The sequence below is a fragment of the Neptunomonas sp. ABH4_499 genome, assembly GCF_056160565.1.
In genome coordinates, this window is sequence record NZ_JBSWXK010000001.1 from 360,523 (window position 1) to 379,110 (window position 18,588).

The 18,588-nt window shown below is 52.4% G+C and carries 19 protein-coding genes; 4 read left to right on the forward strand and 15 right to left on the reverse strand.

The features are described from left to right. Positions 1-45: 45 nt before the first annotated feature. Positions 46-393, reverse strand: coding sequence for a DVU3141 family protein (locus ACXAF9_RS01640; protein WP_475069491.1), 348 nt, complete (start codon positions 391-393; stop codon positions 46-48). Positions 394-537: 144 nt separating this feature from the next. Here ACXAF9_RS01640 and mnmC point away from each other — a divergent pair, with 144 nt between their 5' ends. After that, on the forward strand, positions 538-2,610 hold the full coding sequence (gene mnmC, locus ACXAF9_RS01645) for a bifunctional tRNA (5-methylaminomethyl-2-thiouridine)(34)-methyltransferase MnmC2/FAD-dependent 5-carboxymethylaminomethyl-2-thiouridine(34) oxidoreductase MnmC1 (protein ID WP_475069492.1): 2,073 nt from the start codon (positions 538-540) through the stop codon (positions 2,608-2,610). Positions 2,611-2,663: 53 nt separating this feature from the next. Next, positions 2,664-3,323, forward strand: coding sequence for a CBS domain-containing protein (locus ACXAF9_RS01650; RefSeq protein WP_475069493.1), 660 nt, complete (start codon positions 2,664-2,666; stop codon positions 3,321-3,323). Positions 3,324-3,346: 23 nt separating this feature from the next. Here ACXAF9_RS01650 and ACXAF9_RS01655 read toward each other — a convergent pair whose 3' ends face one another. The 12 genes from ACXAF9_RS01655 to ccmA form a co-directional block, all read right to left on the reverse strand. Beyond that, positions 3,347-3,610: a YheU family protein gene (locus ACXAF9_RS01655; protein WP_475069494.1), complete on the reverse strand. Its 264-nt coding sequence runs from the start codon at positions 3,608-3,610 to the stop codon at positions 3,347-3,349. Continuing rightward, on the reverse strand, positions 3,607-5,652 hold the full coding sequence (ligA, locus tag ACXAF9_RS01660; RefSeq protein ID WP_475069495.1) for an NAD-dependent DNA ligase LigA: 2,046 nt from the start codon (positions 5,650-5,652) through the stop codon (positions 3,607-3,609). The genes ACXAF9_RS01655 and ligA overlap by 4 nt, the downstream gene beginning before the upstream one ends. A 73-nt stretch (positions 5,653-5,725) precedes the next feature. Further along, positions 5,726-7,441, reverse strand: coding sequence for a cell division protein ZipA (gene zipA, locus ACXAF9_RS01665; RefSeq protein WP_475069496.1), 1,716 nt, complete (start codon positions 7,439-7,441; stop codon positions 5,726-5,728). A gap of 111 nt (positions 7,442-7,552) precedes the next feature. Then, positions 7,553-8,803: a c-type cytochrome biogenesis protein CcmI gene (gene ccmI / locus ACXAF9_RS01670; RefSeq protein ID WP_475069498.1), complete on the reverse strand. Its 1,251-nt coding sequence runs from the start codon at positions 8,801-8,803 to the stop codon at positions 7,553-7,555. Further along, positions 8,800-9,300, reverse strand: coding sequence for a cytochrome c-type biogenesis protein (locus ACXAF9_RS01675; RefSeq protein WP_475069501.1), 501 nt, complete (start codon positions 9,298-9,300; stop codon positions 8,800-8,802). The genes ccmI and ACXAF9_RS01675 overlap by 4 nt, the downstream gene beginning before the upstream one ends. Next, positions 9,300-9,845, reverse strand: a complete 546-nt coding sequence (locus ACXAF9_RS01680) for a DsbE family thiol:disulfide interchange protein (RefSeq protein ID WP_475069503.1) — start codon at positions 9,843-9,845, stop codon at positions 9,300-9,302. Before ACXAF9_RS01680 ends, ACXAF9_RS01675 begins: the two co-directional genes overlap by 1 nt. A gap of 22 nt (positions 9,846-9,867) precedes the next feature. Beyond that, positions 9,868-11,826, reverse strand: coding sequence for a heme lyase CcmF/NrfE family subunit (locus tag ACXAF9_RS01685; protein ID WP_475069506.1), 1,959 nt, complete (start codon positions 11,824-11,826; stop codon positions 9,868-9,870). Further along, positions 11,823-12,284: a cytochrome c maturation protein CcmE gene (gene ccmE / locus ACXAF9_RS01690; RefSeq protein WP_475069509.1), complete on the reverse strand. Its 462-nt coding sequence runs from the start codon at positions 12,282-12,284 to the stop codon at positions 11,823-11,825. The genes ACXAF9_RS01685 and ccmE overlap by 4 nt, the downstream gene beginning before the upstream one ends. Next, positions 12,281-12,481, reverse strand: coding sequence for a heme exporter protein CcmD (ccmD, locus tag ACXAF9_RS01695; protein ID WP_475069512.1), 201 nt, complete (start codon positions 12,479-12,481; stop codon positions 12,281-12,283). The genes ccmE and ccmD overlap by 4 nt, the downstream gene beginning before the upstream one ends. A gap of 11 nt (positions 12,482-12,492) precedes the next feature. Further along, a complete protein-coding gene (locus tag ACXAF9_RS01700) occupies positions 12,493-13,245 on the reverse strand; it encodes a heme ABC transporter permease (protein WP_475069514.1) in 753 nt (250 codons plus the stop codon). Positions 13,246-13,283: 38 nt separating this feature from the next. Then, a complete protein-coding gene (gene ccmB / locus ACXAF9_RS01705) occupies positions 13,284-13,982 on the reverse strand; it encodes a heme exporter protein CcmB (protein ID WP_475069517.1) in 699 nt (232 codons plus the stop codon). Beyond that, entirely contained in the window at positions 13,979-14,620 is a 642-nt protein-coding gene (ccmA, locus tag ACXAF9_RS01710) for a cytochrome c biogenesis heme-transporting ATPase CcmA (protein WP_475069520.1), read from the reverse strand. The genes ccmB and ccmA overlap by 4 nt, the downstream gene beginning before the upstream one ends. 244 nt (positions 14,621-14,864) lie before the next feature. Between ccmA and ACXAF9_RS01715 the strand changes: the two genes are divergently transcribed. Both ACXAF9_RS01715 and ACXAF9_RS01720 read left to right on the forward strand, forming a co-directional pair. Then, positions 14,865-16,913, forward strand: coding sequence for a hypothetical protein (locus tag ACXAF9_RS01715; RefSeq protein WP_475069523.1), 2,049 nt, complete (start codon positions 14,865-14,867; stop codon positions 16,911-16,913). After that, positions 16,910-17,239 (forward strand): EscU/YscU/HrcU family type III secretion system export apparatus switch protein, encoded by a 330-nt coding sequence (locus tag ACXAF9_RS01720; protein WP_475069527.1) that lies wholly within the window; start codon positions 16,910-16,912, stop codon positions 17,237-17,239. The genes ACXAF9_RS01715 and ACXAF9_RS01720 overlap by 4 nt, the downstream gene beginning before the upstream one ends. An 11-nt stretch (positions 17,240-17,250) precedes the next feature. Here ACXAF9_RS01720 and ACXAF9_RS01725 read toward each other — a convergent pair whose 3' ends face one another. Further along, the gene (locus tag ACXAF9_RS01725) at positions 17,251-17,670 is read right to left on the reverse strand and encodes a DUF2802 domain-containing protein (protein ID WP_475069531.1); all 420 of its coding nucleotides are present in this window, start codon (positions 17,668-17,670) and stop codon (positions 17,251-17,253) included. 48 nt (positions 17,671-17,718) lie between these two features. After that, a partial coding sequence (locus ACXAF9_RS01730) for a hypothetical protein (RefSeq protein ID WP_475069535.1) occupies positions 17,719-18,588 on the reverse strand: 870 nt, incomplete at its 5' end.

Below are 18,588 nucleotides of genomic sequence, written 5' to 3' on the forward strand. Positions count from 1 at the left end.
TTTTATCCGTTGAAGGCCCACTTACGTGAGCACTTACTTACTACGTTACTGAACAGAACCGCTGGTTAGCGGACGCGCGGCATACCATTGCTGACCGTTTCGGGTGCAAGCCAACCCTGTGCTGGATTGCTGACCTTCGATCACAAGCGCACGGCATGTAGCCCCACTGGCGGCAAAGTAAGGCGCTTCAAATTGAATCGTCACTTGCTGGCCATATGGGCTGTTGGCAAAAAACTGGCTGGAACCATTGACCGCCTGACCTAGAATGGCTGAGAAATCAGCCGGTAAGGCAGATGCAGATCGATTGATGCTGCTGTTCTCTTGGGCCGCATTGTTTGCGGTGTTGGATGCGCATCCTGCTGTCAGTAATCCTGTTACTGCGATTGCGAGCAATCTGACTTTGCTCTTCAATATTGATCGCACCTTGCGACTCCCTAAAGATTTCCTAATTGCGGCAAGTATCTTATTACATTGAGTATAATTAGCAACAAACGGCCGTTTGGCCGACCCGTTTAACTTGGCTTTGGTAGCAAAACATTGACTCAGCCCAAACACGCTCACCTTGACTGGAACGAGGGTAAACCGACCTCGGTACAATTTGATGACATCTATTTCAGCAAAGCCGATGGTGTCGCTGAAACACATCATGTTTTTATCGAAGGTAACGATCTGACCACACGTTTGTTGAACGGTGAGTTTACCAATACGCCATTGGTGATCGCCGAAACCGGTTTTGGGACAGGCTCTAATCTGTTTTGTTCACTCCTTTGGTTACAAGCACAAGAAGCCAAAGCCGGTCAGCAACTGACACCGGCTCTGCATTTTATAACCACCGAGCTCTACCCCCTATCCATCGAAGACCTCACCAAAGCGCTCGCGTCCCTGCCGCACAGTACCGAGTTTGCCGAAGATCTATTACAGCAGTACCCACCGCTGATCCCTGGAGTACATCGCATCACATTATGGGGCGGGCGCTGCAAACTCACTTTATGCTTGGGCGATGCGGCTTCAGCGTTTAATACTCTGCCATCATCCACACCGGTGGATGCGTGGTTTTTAGATGGCTTTGCCCCAGCAAAAAACCCAGAGATGTGGAGCGATGCGCTATTTGCCGCCATGGCACGCTTAAGTCGCAAAGGGATCACTCAGTTTGCGACCTTTACCGCAGCAGGCTTTGTTAAACGCGGCCTTGCTAGCGTGGGGTTCAAAATCGAGAAGCGTAAGGGTTTTGGGGTAAAGCGCGACATGCTGAGTGGCCGCTTTGAGGGCATCGGGGCAGATAGCGAAACACCCAAAGCCCTCGAAAGCACAAAACCCGAGCGCCGTGCCAAATCCGCCGCCCCTTGGTTTGCTCTGCCAACACCGCTCACGTCCAAATTGGATGTTCCAACAGGTAAACGTGTTTTAATCATAGGGGCAGGCCTTGCCGGATGCAGCAGCGCTCAGGCGTTGGCCGCTCGCGGATTTAGCGTTGACCTAGTGGATTCCATGCCAGAGCTATGCTCAAAAGCCTCGGGCAACCGCCAAGGGGCACTGTACGCTAAGCTCCCCACCCAGCCTACGCTCGCGGGGCAGTTCCATTTGTGCGGCTTGGAATATTCGTTACGCTTACTTAAGCAGGCTAACTTGTTTGATAAGACAAGCGCCGATGATTGTGGCGTTTTACAGTTAGCCCACTCCCAAAAAGAGGCCGAACGCCAACAACAGATGATTCAGGAAGGCGGCTATGACAAGGCCGTTGTCACTCAGGTTGATCAAACCCAAGCCAGCCACATCGCAGGGATCGCGCTCGATCACGGTGGATTATTTCAACCCCGCGCCGCTTGGGTTTACCCAAAAGCCTGGTGCGAGCAGATGATCGCTCACCCCAATATTCACTGCCATTTTAGTACCCGCCTTACATCGCTTAAGCTTGATAACAACAACCGCTGGCTGGCGGCAACCGACAGCGACGCATCAACACTGGCCACACGTTATGATGCGGTGATCATTGCAGGTGCCTACGAGAGCCTTTCGATCACCCAGACTGAACACTTGCCGCTCAAATCGATTCGTGGGCAAGTCAGCAGTGTTCCGGTAAGTGACTCCTCACTTTCGGATATCCGATCAGTGATCTGCGCAGAGGGCTACAGCTGCCCACCTAAGGATGGCCTCTTTAGTTTTGGCGCCACGTTCACCTTAAAAGAGACCTCTGATTCTGTTTTAGAAGCAGAGCATGAGAAAAACCGAGCCTTACTCAGCTCCGCCTCAGAGCAATTGGCAAATGAGCTGCCCGAGCTGAATCAATGGACGGGCAAGGTCGGCTTTCGCTGTGCAACACCCGACTATTTACCCTTAGCGGGGCCACTGCCAAAAACGCCGGAGTACCAAGAGCGCTATCACGCGCTCAGCCGAGACCGCTATGCCCCCGTGGATGAGAGCACCCCACCCTATTGGCCGAATCTCTACATTAACGCAGGACACGGCTCAAAAGGGCTGATTACCGCGCCCTTATGTGCTGAACTGATCGCCGCCCAAATGACGGGGGAGCCATTGCCCACCGATGAGGTAACCCAACATGCGCTGCACCCGGCAAGGTTTATGATTCGGGACATTATCCGGAACAAGTAGGCCAATTTAAGCTCTAACGGCTATATTGATAGAAAAGGTGTGGAGGGTGTTCGATGGCATTGGTCATTATGGATGCGGGTTATCGTATCCAAACCCCAGTAGATTCTGAGTTTCCCGTGCAAGGCCTGCAAGGCTTGGCGGGGGCAAAAGCCAGTCACGACAGTGCGGGCCTAGAGCGCCGTATGGACGCCGACGGTCTGCACTTTACCCAAATGATGGAACGTGCCAAACCCAAAACGCAGGACGCCCCGAGCGACCGTGAAGCATACGAGCAGCCCACCTACGATGCAGCTGCCCAAAAAGAGCACCAAGAGTCCCACACAGGCGGCCTGACCGCCGATAAGATCATGTCTCAACCTGTCCACACCCTGCATCGAGAAGAGTCGTTTCAGGCGGCGTGGGACAGAATGCAGGTATTGGGCGTCAATCACCTAGTGGTGGTGGACCAAACAGAGCGCCCGATCGGCATGATCAGCGCTGTGGATATCCGAGAGCATGGGGTCGGCTCTCCGGTGAGCATCGCTAACTTTGTCTCCGAGCGGTTAATCGCAGCCTCCCCCGACACACGGGTATCGGAGTTGGCCTTAGCTTGTGTCGATCAGGACATCAACGCCATCCCCATTATGGAGGCGGATCAATTGGTCGGTATCGTGACTCGCAGCGATTTGCTTCGTTTAGTGATCACAGGGCAACACCTAGAGCGCTGGGCATAATCGGCGCTTGTTGTGTTCACAGCTTATTGATCGAAATAATCTTGCCCGTCGTTTTCGCTTGCCTGCACTCGCTGATTGAATTGATCTTTCGTGATCAAATCCACCTGCTCGGTCGCTTCGCTAAAAACAATTAACACCTTGCCGGACTTAATCTGCGCTCTAACCTGCTGAACCTTTTGCTCAAGCGAGGTTTCACTGTGGCCATAGTCCGTGCCTTCGCGCGTGACAAATTCCTCGATAAGGCCGTTGAGCGCCTCTTCTGATACAGCGTTAAAGGGGATGATCATTCACCCACCTTCAAGCCGTAGTCGGCCAGTAAAGCGATGAAGCCCTCTTCGTCCAGCACCGGAATCTCCAACAACTCAGCTTTAGCAAGCTTACTGCCAGCCCCGGGGCCTGCTACAACACAGTCCGTCTTCTTAGACACCGAACCCGACACTTTTGCCCCCAAGCTTTGAAGCCGCTCTTTGGCCTCATCCCGAGTCATCTGCTCTAAGGTGCCGGTCAGCACGTAGGTTTTATCCGCTAAGGGTAGATCATCGGTTTTGGCAGGTTCTGACTCTTCCCATGTTACACCGGCCGCGCGGATCTGCTCGATCACCTCGCGGTTATGCGGCTGTTGGAAGAAAGTCACGATGTGATGCGCCATAATCTCACCGACATCCCGCACCGCCACAAGTGTTTCAAGATCCGCCGTCATTAAGGTGTCTAAAAACCCAAAATGATTGGCCAGGTTTCGTGCGGTGGCCTCGCCGACTTCGCGAATCCCCAGTGCATAGATAAAGCGCGGCAATGTGGTCTGTTTGCTAGTTTCAATCGCCTTAAGTACGTTTTCGGCGGATTTATCCCCCATGCGCTCAAGGTTGGCGATGTGGGCGTGTTCCAGTGCATAAATATCTGCAATAGAGTCCAGCAAGCCTTTGTCGACCAATACATCGATCAGCTTTTCACCAAAGCCTTCGATGTCCATCGCCTTGCGTGATGCATAGTGTCGCAGTGCTTCTTTGCGCTGGGCACTGCAGCTCAAACCGCCACTGCAGCGCGCCACCGCCTCACCCTCGACACGTTCTATATCGGCATCACACACAGGGCATTGGCTTGGAAGCGTAATGGGGTGGGCGTCCGCTGGGCGTTTCTCTTCGACCACGCTCACCACTTGCGGGATAACATCCCCTGCACGGCGAATGATCACATAATCTTTGACCTGAACGCCCAATCGCTCAATCTCATCCATGTTGTGTAGCGTGGCATTACTGACCGTTACGCCGCCGACAAACACCGGCGTTAAACGCGCTACTGGGGTAACCGCGCCGGTACGCCCCACCTGAAACTCAATGTTTTCGACTTGGGTGAGCTCCTCTTGCGCCGGAAATTTATGCGCAATTGCCCAGCGTGGGAAACGAGAGACAAAACCTAACTGCTGTTGTAGCTCAAAAGCGTTGACCTTAAAGACCAAACCATCGATATCGAACGGCAGTTGGTTACGCAGATCCGACATTTTGTCGTAGTACGCTTGGCACCCTTGTGCACCTTCGGCTTTTTCAAGGTAAGGGCTGATTTTAAAGCCCCATTGGTTTAGCTGGTGCATCACATCAAAGTGATTATCTGGCACCTCCCCCCCTTCCACGATACCAATGCCGTAGCAGCACATCTCCAGAGGGCGTTTTGCCGTAATGTTCGGGTCTAGCTGGCGCAGACTGCCTGCAGCGGCATTACGCGGGTTAACAAACACTTTTTCATCGTTAGCGCGGGCATGATCGTTCAGCGCCTCAAAGCCGGTTTTGGGCATGTAGATCTCACCGCGCACTTCTAGACGCTCAGGTACTGTCCCACGCAGCTTAAGCGGGATAGAGGGGATGGTACGCACGTTGTGGGTAATGTTTTCACCGGTGGTGCCATCACCACGGGTTGCGCCACGCACCAAGACACCGTTTTCGTACAAGAGGCTGATCGCGATACCATCGAGCTTTGGCTCACAGGCGTAGGTAACCGTAACACTCCCACCCAAGCGCTCGCGCACACGGCGGTCAAAATCGCCCAAATCCTCAGCGGAAAAGGCGTTATCCAACGACAGCATGGCTATTTCGTGGGCGACCGACTCAAAGCCTGATACGGGCATTGCCCCCACACGCTGAGTTGGCGAATCCGCTGTGATCATCTCTGGGTATTCGGCTTCGATCTCTTTTAAGCGACCAAATAAGCGATCGTACTCTGCATCCGGAATGCTCGGCTCATCCAACACATAGTATTTGTAGCTGTGCAGATCCAGCGCATCGCGCAGTTCGGTGATCTCTTTTTGTAGGGCCGTCAGGGAAGTATCGTTTGCCATGGTTCACATCAATCTACTGAAAACAAAAAAGCCGCTCGTTAAAGCGGCTTAGATTATGAAGCAAAGCGGCCAATCAGACCATATCCGGCCGGCCTTTGCGCGCGCGCTTATGCAGTTCAAATTCGCGAATCCGCTCACGGTAGTGCATCTTGGTTTGCGGACGCATCACTGAGTGGTTTTCATCCAAAAGATCGCCATTTAAGTGTTTTGCAACGGTTTCGGCGGTCGCAAGCATGCAATCAAACGCGGTTTTCGGGTCTTTTGGCTCGCTCATCGACATAAAGAAGCTCACCCCTTTGGTTTCCATGTCCGACATGGTTTCAAGGTCAAACGTCCCAGGGTTTACCGCGTTCGCCATACTAAATTGTACAGCCCCTTTCTCTAGGCCATCCTCAAAGCGGTGGAACAAACTCATGTCGCCATGACGCATGCCACAGGCTACGACCACCTCAAGCAGAGTACGGCCATTCAGCGGTTGCTCGTTACCCACTACGGTAATAACCAACACATCTTCAGGGTCCAGCACATGCTGTCGGGCTCGGTGACTGGTGCGGGCTTCCTCAACCAGCGGGTCGTGGAACAGCGAGTCTTGCTCTGGAATATCCTCTTCAGGTGCCGGTTTCTCTTTGGCTTTTTTCTTTTTCGCTTTTTTCTTTGGCTTCTCGGCAGCCGGTTCTGGCTGCGGCGCTAGCGATTCACTGGCGTGATCTCGAAGCGACACCGCATCTTCCGAATCGTCGTCATCAAGATGCCAGTCGAACATCTCGTGCTGAATGCGCTCCTCTTCAACGCTTGGCGGCTTAGAAGACGCCTTTGAAGCTTGGTCACGCTTAGCCGCGTTTTCAGAGACTTGGCGCATCAAGACGGTAATCGGCTGATCCAAATCCACTCGTCCGCGTGGGTCTGCCTGCTCTGGGGTGTCTTCAACCCAATCATTACCAGAGAGCGAAGCATCACTGGCCGAATGTTCATTGATCGGTGTTTCGATCTCTTCTGGTAATTCATCCAAAACAGGAGCAGCGGCCGTCACTGGCGGCTCATAACGCTCATTATCGTCTAACTCAGCGCGCTCTAGCGGCTCATCCGGGATTTCATCAAAGAGCGGGTCTAGCTCATGAATAGGACGTGGTTCCACTTCAGAGGATTCAACCGGAACCTCTGGCTCATCAACCGAGAAAGATGGCTCGATATCAAAATCAGCGGTGTGTTCTATATCAGGATGGATTACCGACGTTTGATGAAGCTCAATATCGTTCGGCGAAAGCTCAACGTCAGCCGTTAACTCTGGCGCAGGCTGCAAATCAACCGACTCTGGCGCTGACTGCGCCAAAGGCTCTGGTGCATGTTCAGGGGCATACTGCTCGTTAAGAGGCTCACTGATGGGCGCAGCATCGTTGTCGTTATCCTGCTCAGTGTGTAACCGAGCGGTATCAACGGCAGTCATTGGGTCGGTTGCGGGTGCGTCGGTGATGTGCTCATCGAAGGTCGATAAACTTTTTTCGACAGCCGGTTGATCGGAATGGATCGGTTCAGGCGTATAGTCAGTCTCTTTGGCGGATAAGCCTAAGTAGTCGTTGCCCGTCTCGTCCTGTTTTTTGACACGAGCACCACCATTTGGCAGTTCTGGGTTGTGATCCCCTTCGGAACTTTCGGTATCCGACAGACTGCCATCGATGTTGATTTTTAAAGTGTCGCGTTGACCGCGTTTACGACGCCATCCATCAAAGATGATTAAGCCAATCACCAAAATACCGCCGATGATTAACCACTCTTTTAAGCCGATCTCCATGGTGTCGCCGCTGTCCCCAAACCAATAAAGCTGTCACTTAGGTCAATGACCGCTTCATATAAAAATTAGTAACTGATTGTCTTAGTACTAAATACTATAAACCGATCTTTTTTATTGAACAATCTGATCAATGACCAGTGTTTGCGCACTAGGTTCCGTTGAGACAGGTACTAATACCGGTTTTGACTCTAAATCCCCACTGCTTGCGACCGGCTGACCGCTTTTTGCGATGCGCGCGGCTACCTCCACTTCGGCTTGGCTTGATAGCTTAGCCGTCGGGGTCATCGCTTGGTCATCCGTTAAGGTAACCTCAAGTGGAAGGTCCGATACCGTGACCCGCATGGCCGCCAACGGCATTCGTTGCCCTACAGGTCGGGCAAAGATAAAGACAGGCAAATCAGGGGCCAAGGTTTTAGCAAGCTCTGGGGCAATCGAGACGGAGACAACCACCGACTTTTCGATCAATTCAGGGATATCGGGCACAGGCTCACCGGCTAATTCAAGCTCCTGAACCGCTTGGCGCAAACCGTTTTTCAAGGAACCCGCCGCCTCAGGGCTTGCGTGCTGCAACGCCTTACGCCACACCTCGATGGCTTGGGTGTATTGCTTTTGAGTAAAGGCATCGATGCCTTGTAAGCCAAGCGCAGTGACCTCGAGAGGGTCACGCTCCAGCGTTAGGTCGATTTGCTGACGCACTTCATCGTTCACCTCGCCGTGCACAAAGTACATGGACTGCGCGTATTGGCCCATCACATTGGCATATTGTGGCGCATCACTTGGTAAAGCGTTTAACGTACCCTGAAACGCAGGGACGGCCTCATCATAGCGACCTAAATTCATCAAGGTGGTGGCCAACACATACCAGCCTTCAGCGTTGGTGGGGTTCAGCGCCAGCTCACTTTGGAGCATCGCGATCGCCTCATCGGCGGTTGGGGCACGCCCCTCTTTGATGAATGGCTGGTTTTCGCGGTTATGGGCAATGTGCAGCTCGTTCGGGCTACCAAAATACGCGTACAGGGATAAACCAACGACTGGGATCAGCACCGCCATCGCGGTTAAACCGATCAACTGCGGCTTACCGGCTTTGACCTGATAAGCCTCGCTATCCGAATCGGTATTGGCGGCATCCTCTAGCAAAGACTTTTCAAGCTCTACTTTCAGCTCGTTAAACTCGGTAGCCTCTAACGTGCCCGCATCGCGCTCTTTTTCAAGCTCAGATAGGCGCTCTTTAAAGATAGCGATGTTTTGCTCGGTACGATCGACCCGTTCAAGCGTCGCTTTTCGTGCGCGAGAAAAGGGAATAAACACAAACAACAACGCCAACAGTGTTAGCGCCGCAAGGCCTGCCCAAAGCAGTATCATGATGGATCCTTTTTATTGAGCAATTGATCGAGTCGGGATTGTTCTTGTTCACTCAGTGCCGTGGAATCCAACGTGTGTTCAGCATCGCGGTCACTGTCTGCAGTGTTTCGGCGACGTTTACCCAACATCAGCACCACAACAACCCCGATCGCCAATAATACAAACGGGCCATACCAAAGCGCCCAGGTCATGTTGGATTTACGCGGTTTGTACAACACAAACTCACCGTAGCGCGTCACCATAAAGTCCATGATGTCGTCATCGCTTTTACCCGCTTCGATCATTCGATGCACTTCTCGGCGCAAATCCGAGGCGATGGGTGAATTTGAATCCGCCAAGTTTTGGTTTTGACACTTAGGGCATCGCAACTCGTTATTTAGGGTATGAAAACGCTCGCGCTCTTCATCGCTTGTGAACTCATAGGTATCAATCGCCGCAAAACTGTACGCGGCAAAGATCAAAGACACCAAAGCCAACCCAACACGTAAGATCGCCATTAGCTTTGCCCCCCACCGGTGGTGCGAATGTCTTGCATGATGGCTTTTAGCTGCTGCCATACGTTTTCATCCACAGCGCCCACATGGCGATAACGAATGACGCCGTTCTCATCCAAAATGTAGGTTTCAGGCGCGCCGTAGACACCTAAGTTAAGCCCTAAGGTGCCTTCTGGATCGTAGATGTTTTTCGCGTACGGGTTATCGTATTCGGTCAACCAGGTTTGCGCTTTGGTGCGTTCATCTTTGTAGTTGATCCCATAGATCACAACGCCCTCTTCACGCACCATTTTGTTGAGCTGATCGTGCTCCTCTTTGCACGTTGGGCACCATGTGGCCCAAACGTTCAACAAGGCTACTTGCCCTTTTAGGTCCGCATCAGTCAAGGTGTCGTCGGCACTGTCCACCGACGCCAAAGAAAACTCAGGCACTGGCTTATTTAAAAGCGCTGTTGGTAGCTCTGTTGGGTCTAGTTTCAGACCGACAGCAAACAGAGCCAACAAACCTAACAAGATGATCAGAGGTAGAAATAAAAAGAGTCGTTTCATCGCTGTATCATTCCTTAGAAAGTCAGGCCGGCGTTGCGGCACGTCGTGCCGCTTGTTTGCGATAGCGCTTATCACTGGCCGATAACAAGCCACCGATGGTCATCATTAACGCACCTAACCAAATCCAACGAACAAACGGTTTGTACTGGATACGCACAGCCCAAGCATTGCCCTCAAGCGGCTCACCCATGGCAACGTACAGATCCCGGAAAAGCCCTGCATCAATGTCCGCTTCGGTCATCACATTGCCACGCGCTTTGTACAAACGCTTTTCAGGGTGCAACGTAAGGTAAGGCTCACCATTATCTAAAACCCGAAGCACACCTTGGTCCGCTACAAAGTTGGGGCCTTCGACATGGCGCGCGCCCTCAAAGACAAAGGTGTATTGACCAAACTGCAAGCTGTCGCCAGGCGCCATACGAAGGTCACGAGCGTCACTGTAAATCGAGACTAAAGCCACGCCCACCACCGATACAGCCACACCTAAGTGGGCTAACATCATGCCATAGTAGCTCCGCGATAATTTTCGCGTTGCGGCCCATTTAGAGGCCTTGTTACGCACCTTGTTCCACCAGTCTTGGATACTTATCAGCAGCACCCACAAGGCTAAAAAGATGCCAAGGGCGGCACTGAAATCAAACTGCCCCGACCAGTAATAGGGATAGGCAACCCCTAACAACAACGCCAAGCCCAGTGCGATACCAAGCTGTTTAAGTAGCGTGTTGGCTTCCATCCGTTTCCAGCGGGTTAATGAGCCTGCGCCCAGCAAGATGATCAACACACTCGTTAATGGCACAAACAGCGCATTAAAGTACGGTGGGCCAACCGAGATTTTCCCCATACCAAGTGCATCGAGTACCAGCGGGTATAAAGTCCCCAACAGCACCATCAAACAGATCACGACCAATACGATGTTGTTCAGCAATAAGAAGGTCTCGCGCGAGAGCCACTCAAAGCTCGACTCGCTTTTAACATGGGCCGCTTTAATCGCATACAGCAAGAAGGAGCCACCAATGGTAATGGCCAACAATGCCAATACGAAATAACCCCGTTGCGGGTCTGTTGCAAAGGCATGAACCGAGGTCAAAACGCCGGAGCGCACCAAGAAAGTCCCCAACAAACTGAGCGAGAATGCAAAGATAGCCAGCAACACCGTCCAGCTTTTAAACACACCGCGTTTTTCGGTCACCGCCAAACTGTGAATCAAGGCAGTACCCACCAGCCACGGCATAAACGAGGCGTTTTCGACTGGGTCCCAAAACCACCAGCCGCCCCAGCCAAGCTCGTAATAGGCCCACCAGCTGCCAAGCGCAATACCTAGGGTTAAAAACGCCCAAGCCACGTTAGTCCAAGGGCGTGACCAGCGCGCCCAAGCGGCATCAAGGCGACCACTTAGCAAAGCGGAAATGGCAAAGGCGAACGCAACCGAAAAGCCCACATAGCCCATGTACAGCATGGGTGGGTGCACAATTAAACCAAAATCTTGCAAAAGCGGGTTGAGGTCGCCGCCCTCAACGGGACTGTCGGGCAGCAATCGACTGAACGGGCTGGAGGTTAGCAAGGTAAACAGGGTGAACCCCACACTGATCATGCCCATAACGGATAACACACGCGCCAAGATATCCAGTGGTAAGCCTTTGCTTTTAAGGGCAACCGCACAGGTCCAGCCAGCTAAAATCAGAACCCAAAGTAAGAGCGAGCCTTCATGACCACCCCACACAGCGCTGAATTTGTAGTACGAGGGCAGCAAGGTATTGGAATTATTGGCCACATACGCCACCGAGAAATCATCGGTTAAAAACGCGTACACCAAACAACCCATGCTGATCAGCAAAAACGTAAACAGAGCGATCGCTAAGGGTTTCGCGTGCTGCATCCAAAGCACATTGCGCGTAAAGGTACCGGCCATAGGCACCACCGACAGAAGCACCGAGATCGCTAACGCTAAAATCAGTGCGTATTGTCCAAATTCAGGGATCATTGAGCGATGCTCTCCTGCTCTGTACCGGGTAGTTTGCCAGCGGCTTTTAACGCTTCGGCCACTTCTGGCGGCATGTAGTTCTCATCGTGTTTAGCCAACACTTCGACCGCTTGGAACACCCCTTGTTCATCCAAAGCGCCCTGCGCCACAATGCCTTGGCCTTCACGGAACAAATCTGGCAGGATACCGGTGTACTCCACAGTGACGGTTTTGTCGTAGTCGGTCAGATCAAACGCGACATGCAAGCTGTTAGGGTCACGCTTAACCGAACCTTCGACCACCATGCCACCGGCACGAATACGCGTGCCAACGGGCGCTTCACCCGCAGCGATTTGCGCCGGTGAGTAAAACAGGTTGATGTTTTGGCTTAACGCAAACAAGGTTAGGCTCACCGCAAGGCTTGCTCCAACCACCAGCATGAGTACCAGAATGAGTCGTTTTTTACGCTTTGGGTTCATGATGATGGCTCCTTTTGCTGAGCACGAGCGTGTTCTCGTTGGACGTTGCGCGCTAAGGTTTTTAGCGTGTTTTTGCGTTTTACGATGGGCAATATCCAGTTACCGATGATGACCACTAGAGCGATGCCGTAGGCCAACCAGACATACAATCCATGATGTCCCATCGCTAAAAATTCGGAAAAAGACTCAAACTGCACACGCACCTCACTCAACGCTGCACAAGGGCTTTCACCCAACGGGCACGTTTTTCACGACATAGGATTTCGTTTCGAAGGCGCATCATGAGCGATACACCAAAAAAGGCATAAAAACCGATCACCATCACCAAGAGTGGCATCCACATCTCGGGTGCCATGGCGGGCTTTTCGGTGAGGGTAAAGGTGGCCGGTTGATGAAGCGTGTTCCACCACTCTACCGAGTACTTAATGATAGGGATGTTCACAAGCCCAACTAAAGAGAGCACGGCAGCGGCTTTTCCGGCTTGGGTATCGTCATCCAGCGCGCTGTAAAGCGCCATCACACCCAGATACAAAAACAGTAAGATCAGCATCGAGGTTAAACGGGCATCCCAAACCCACCAAGCACCCCACGTTGGTTTGCCCCAGATAGCACCCGTAGCTAAAGCCAAAAAGGCCATCGATGCGCCAATCGGTGCACACGCATACGCGACCATATCGGCGACTTTCATTTTCCAAATTAAGCCGATCGCCCCAACAATGGCCATCATCATGTAGCATGACTGAGCCAAAATGGCCGAAGGCACATGGATGTAGATAATGCGAAAGCTATTGCCCTGTTGATAATCCTCTGGAGCAAACATCAAGCCCCACACGGCACCCGCACCTAAGCAAATAACCGCCAACGCCATAAACCACGGCAGCAATTTACCTGTAAATTCGTAACACCATTTCGGCGATGCCATCTGATAAAACCAACGTGGCATCCACTGTTTTTTGGCCATTTATCTACCTAATTCACATCACACACGCCAACCGTTCATCACTGGCTGACCGAAATTTTAACCGCAGCAGCAATGGCAAACGGTGCTAATATAAACGCCCCACACAAAAAGGCCCCTAAAATCGATAAAAAGCCAACATACGGCACACCCAGTGCGGCCGCGTTAACCACTCCAGTACCGAAAATCAGCACCGGTATGTACAAAGGCATTACCAATAGTGAGATCAAGACGCCGCCCCGCTTAAGGCCCACAGTGAGTCCTGCTCCAATGGCACCGATCAAACTCAAGGTCAGCGTCCCCACCAGCAAACTCAACATTAAGGCGGGCGTTGCGCTGCTTGGCAAAAACAACATCACCCCAAGCAAAGGCGACACTAAGGTTAACGGCAACCCTGTGGTGGTCCAGTGGGCAAGGACTTTTGCCAAACACACAACCATAAGCGGTTGAGGGCTTAAAATCACCTGTTCTAAAGTGCCATCTTCATAGTCTGATCGGAAGAGGCCATCTAAGGACAACAGCGTCGCTAACAGCGCAGCAACCCACACCACCCCAGAGGCCACTTCGCTTAAAAACACAGGTTCTGGGTTAACGCCTAGTGGGAATAACGTTGCGACCATTAAAAAGAAGATGAGCGGATTAAAAAGATCGTTCTTTCGACGAAACGCCAGTAATACATCGCGTTTAAACACGCTGTAAAACGTCGTTGATAGGGACAAGTCGCGTTCTGTGGGCATCATAGAAAGCCCCCTTGGAACTGATCCAACTCAATGCGCTTAACCACGCCACACGCGGAAAGGTCATGGTGCGTCGTTAAGATCACACTCCCTCCTTTCGCAACATGCGCGGCAAGCCATTGCTCTTGTTGCTCGACACCGGCTTTATCAATCGCGGTGAAGGGCTCATCTAAAATCCAAAGTGGCGCCTCATTCATGTACAAACGGGCCAAACTGACACGTCGATTTTGCCCCGCCGACAAGGCGTGACACGGCACATCTTCATAGCCGCCAAGGCCCACGCGCGCGAGCGCATCGGGGATTTCATCAGCAAACAGATAAGGATGGATAGACGCGTACCAGCGAAGGTTTTCTTCCGGCGTCAAAATGCCTTTGATACCAGGTTGATGGCCAAAATAGAGGGTATTCGAGAGAAAGTCTTCGCGATCATGGTCAATGGGCTGGCCACACCAATGTATGTCGCCTTCAAAATTGGACGACAAGCCACTTAGGATTCGCAGCAATGTGGTTTTTCCGGCCCCGTTTGGGCCTGCAATCTGAACCAACTCTCCTGGAGAGACCGAGAAAGAGAGACGCTCAAACAACACCCGCTCATCTCGCTCGCAATACAGATCTTCTACTAAGAGCAACGGCTCGGACACATCCACCCCTTATCAATCTTGCTGTACACGGTAATGACAAGATCGCTTCAAACACTCGCGACACGGCCGATAACATTAAGCATGGACGCTTCGGCTCTGTTCTATCGATATTTCATTGATTATCGTAAGGATTATATACTGATTCAATCACGCATTGGCATTGCTCTGAATCAGTCCCTAGTCGCAATCGTGGATTCTGTGCGCAAAATCGACGTTTTCACTCACCGTTAACTAGGTAGTTGCCATGTTATTGGATGTCAGTCAGGTTACTCCATCACAGAGCCGAGCCCAAAGCTCGTCCGCTGCGGTACTGCGTCCGGGTGAGAGCTTAACGGCCACGGTAAAACAGGTATCACAGCAGAACCTATCCTCGGGCGTATTTCGTTTGCAGGTGGAGGCCAACCAGCAGATGCTGGAGCTCTCGACCAAGCAGCCGATTGCAACGGGCAGTCAAATTACCCTAAGTCGAGATCAGGCGGGGCAATACTCAATCCAAGTCAATGGCCAAGCCAGCAGTGCTAACCAGACTGGCACTCAATCTGCTCAAAACGCACCACAAAATACTCAACAAAGTACACAGCTCAATACGTCAAACCCACAGACCAATGCGGCCAGTAGCGCGGGCGCACCTCAAACGGTGCAAAATTCGCTTCCAGACGCAGGTCGCACGTTGACGGTACCTGCCAAATGGGCAAGCCCCCAGGCAAGCACAACACCGAACGGGCAAGCGACGAATGCCCCTCTTCAAACAGCGGCATCGGCATCACCAACATCACCTCCTTCGCAAGCGCTGTTAAGCGCTCAGGCGGCCGGGCAGTTAATCCCAGAAGGTCAGAGCATTAAAGCGCAGGTGGTTCAGCAAATCGCACAAGCAACACATCAAGCCGCAACATCTGCGGCACCGGCTCCCACAGCATCATCCAGCACCGCATCAGCGCCGGTTACATCGACACCGCCTCAGGGTACTCCGAGTGCGCCACCCACACCGGCCCAAGCCACAAGCGGGTCTTTGGTGAACGCAGCCCAAACAACGACACCTAATCTGCCACCTACAAGCCAAGCAACGGCGCCTCAAGGAGCGGGTGTACAAAGCACAGCTGCATCAACCACAACAAACCTAACTCAACCGATAAATGTACCGTCTGCGACAACGCCCTCGCAGCCAAACGCAGCACAAAGCCCCGTTCAACAAGGGGCATCAACACCACCGCCCCTGAACAACAGGGCCATTCACGCTTATGGCGGGCAAAGTAACGCGCCGACAAACGCGTCAGCGACCACCACAGCGACTCAGGCTAACGGAACACTCCTAACGGTTCAGGTGCAAAACCAGCGCGTTCAGCTGGTCACTCCGGTGCCATTACCGACGCTGACGGAAGTGACGCTAAAGCAGGATAACGGTCAATTATCGGTTCAGTTCACGGCCAACAACACCCTTACAGCCACACGCAGCGAAAGCCCAAATACTCTTCAGGCGACTCCCCCCCTAACTCAACCGCAGCAAGCGGCGGTGGATCAAGCGTTAAAGCAGGCTCTGCCACTGCAGCAGCCCTTGGCCGACAATTTACAAACATTGAGCCAACTGACCGGTCAAAACGGGAGCCAATCCAATGTTGATAAGGCGCTTCAATCCTTACTGAATGCGTTTGGCGTGACACCGGGTGGACAAGGTTCTGAGGCGAATATTCGCAATAACGTCCAGATGGGCGGTATGTTTACAGAGGCCAGACTGGCGCAGCAGTTACCTGTTCAGGGGGATATGAAGCAGTTTTTAGGCCAGTTACAGACCCTATCGGAGAGCTTACCAGCCAATCAGCAAGCGATGCTGCAAAAAGCGATTGATAGCATGAGTGCTCGCATCACCCAGCAGCAGATTGCCCACGTGCAGCACCGACAAGATAGGGTCGACACGGGAGAGCGTTTTTTCCAACTCGACCTGCCCGTTCGCTTTCAAGAGGCGTTCGAAAACGTTGAGATGCGCATTCAACAGCGCGAAGCTCAAAACGAAACCGGTGAGTGGTCGACACTTTGGCGAGTACGATTGCATTTTGATCTTGGTCAGGAGGGGCAGATGGATGCGGATATATCACTGAATCAACAGGCACACACCCTACAAGCGCTCTTTGCCTGCAGCTCCGACCACACCGCACAAACGGTAAGATCAAGGCTTACTGGGTTTGATCAACAACTTAAAACTTTGGGCTTTGAAGAGACTCAGCTAACGTGCCGTCAAGGCAATCTTGCGCGCCAAACGCAGGCGATCAATAAACAACTGATTGATGTGAAAACATGAGTGACGATGAAAAACCGCGCAAAGCGGTCGCCCTTCAGTATGATCCGCTCTCTGGACGCGCACCGACCGTCGTGGCTCGCGGACACAATGAAATCGCCGATAAAATTCTGGAGTTAGCCGAGGAACACGAGGTCCACATCCATCAAAACCCCGAGCTGTTAGACGTGTTGATCCGGCTCGATTTGGGTGATGAAATCCCCGAAGCCTTGTATCGCGCCATTGCCGAGGTCATCGCTTTTGCCTACACGATCAAAAAGCAATCGATCCCGAATTTAACGGGCAATACACCCAGTGGCAAAACGGCAAGTACAGAGGAAAAACAATAAAGAATGTGGCGTTAGGACGTTTTTTTGTGTTCCAAGTGTGGATGGGCGCTCAGCTCTTTGTGCAGCAGCGCGATCAATTCGGCTTCCGGTCGGCCTATCCCGCAGTTGTGGACAAGATCATCCACATCCGCCCCCATCTCCATCAACTTGGCGGCTTGATTGTAGGCAAGCTCGCCGGGGTCTCGGTTTTCTAACTCGAGCTGTTTCTCGACCGTGATATTCAAGGTGTGCTCAACGTCAGCCAGACGCTTACCCATGCCGATCGAGCTGCTGGTGATGGAGCGTATCTCGTTTCGAAGGACAGTAATCAGCGCGGCCTGTTGCCGCTCATAGTGACGCACGCGCCACCACAACACGGCTACCAGCGTTAAGGTGCCTACTAATGCAATGCACAGCAGTACTACCAACCAAACTGTCCCTGACTCGCCCAACGCCCTTTCCTGCCCCAATACACAAAAGGTTAAGATTAACAGGTTTGATCAGCTTTGAAACGCATGTTCAAACATTTCCAGTAGGACGTGCACATCTATTAACGCACACTTTTCAGGCATGTAGGTGCCTAACAACCAAGGCCTGGCTTCTTTATTGGTGTTCCAGTTGACCGAAGGCACAGGGATGCGGATCGATTTAACCAGTTCCTCGCAGGCAACCGCCCATTGGCGACCGGTTAGGATCACGCATTCATCATAGTCTGCGCCATTGGCGTCGTAACGACCCGGCATCAACCACTGACCCGCATCCGCAATACGGGTATGGCTTAAGGAGCTACCAAAGCTGCCCAGCACCCAATCTTTATCACTGCCCAAATCCAGTGTTAATGATTCCATACTGACAGTACCCTCGATCGACTCGAAAGGGATCGCTAAGTTAAGACCGGCCAGTCGAACCAAAATGCAATTGAGCTCTGGCGCACCAATGGACGTGCTTTTTGGGGCCACAGCCACGGGCTGTATAGCGGGCTCAGGGGTGGCCGCAACCTCTGCTTTTTGGGCGACTACTTCTGGCATTACAGTCTCTTCAACAGGTTCTGGTTCTGGTTCTGGTTCTGGTTCTGGTTCTGGTTCTGGTTCTGGTTCTGGTTCTGGTTCTGGTTCTGGTTCTGGTTCTGGTTCTGGTTCTTCAAAAGCCTCTTCGCTTGCAAAGTCCGCCGCCAGCATATCTTCAACATTATCGGGACCATCCCCCAATTCAAATCCAGGCACAGATTGAGACGTTTCTTCAATCTCACCTTGCACATCCGCGGTTTCATCAAGCTCTGGCTCTGGCTCTGGCTCTGGCTCTGGCTCTGGCTCTGGCTCTGGCTCTGGCTCTGGCTCTGGCTCTGGCTCTGGCTCTGGCTCTGGCTCTGG

What these genes read in the sequence shown, in the direction of transcription:
- ccmE (WP_475069509.1), bottom strand. Translation starts at nt 12,284, where the DNA reads ATGAACCCAAAGCGTAAAAAACGACTCATTCTGGTACTCATGCTGGTG.
- ACXAF9_RS01650 (WP_475069493.1), top strand. Translation starts at nt 2,664, where the DNA reads ATGGCATTGGTCATTATGGATGCGGGTTATCGTATCCAAACCCCAGTA.
- ACXAF9_RS01685 (WP_475069506.1), bottom strand. Translation starts at nt 11,826, where the DNA reads ATGATCCCTGAATTTGGACAATACGCACTGATTTTAGCGTTAGCGATC.
- ACXAF9_RS01720 (WP_475069527.1), top strand. Translation starts at nt 16,910, where the DNA reads ATGAGTGACGATGAAAAACCGCGCAAAGCGGTCGCCCTTCAGTATGAT.
- ligA (WP_475069495.1), bottom strand. Translation starts at nt 5,652, where the DNA reads ATGGCAAACGATACTTCCCTGACGGCCCTACAAAAAGAGATCACCGAA.
- zipA (WP_475069496.1), bottom strand. Translation starts at nt 7,441, where the DNA reads ATGGAGATCGGCTTAAAAGAGTGGTTAATCATCGGCGGTATTTTGGTG.
- ccmB (WP_475069517.1), bottom strand. Translation starts at nt 13,982, where the DNA reads ATGATGCCCACAGAACGCGACTTGTCCCTATCAACGACGTTTTACAGC.
- ccmI (WP_475069498.1), bottom strand. Translation starts at nt 8,803, where the DNA reads ATGATACTGCTTTGGGCAGGCCTTGCGGCGCTAACACTGTTGGCGTTG.
- ACXAF9_RS01715 (WP_475069523.1), top strand. Translation starts at nt 14,865, where the DNA reads ATGTTATTGGATGTCAGTCAGGTTACTCCATCACAGAGCCGAGCCCAA.
- ACXAF9_RS01680 (WP_475069503.1), bottom strand. Translation starts at nt 9,845, where the DNA reads ATGAAACGACTCTTTTTATTTCTACCTCTGATCATCTTGTTAGGTTTG.
- ACXAF9_RS01700 (WP_475069514.1), bottom strand. Translation starts at nt 13,245, where the DNA reads ATGGCCAAAAAACAGTGGATGCCACGTTGGTTTTATCAGATGGCATCG.
- ACXAF9_RS01675 (WP_475069501.1), bottom strand. Translation starts at nt 9,300, where the DNA reads ATGGCGATCTTACGTGTTGGGTTGGCTTTGGTGTCTTTGATCTTTGCC.
- ACXAF9_RS01655 (WP_475069494.1), bottom strand. Translation starts at nt 3,610, where the DNA reads ATGATCATCCCCTTTAACGCTGTATCAGAAGAGGCGCTCAACGGCCTT.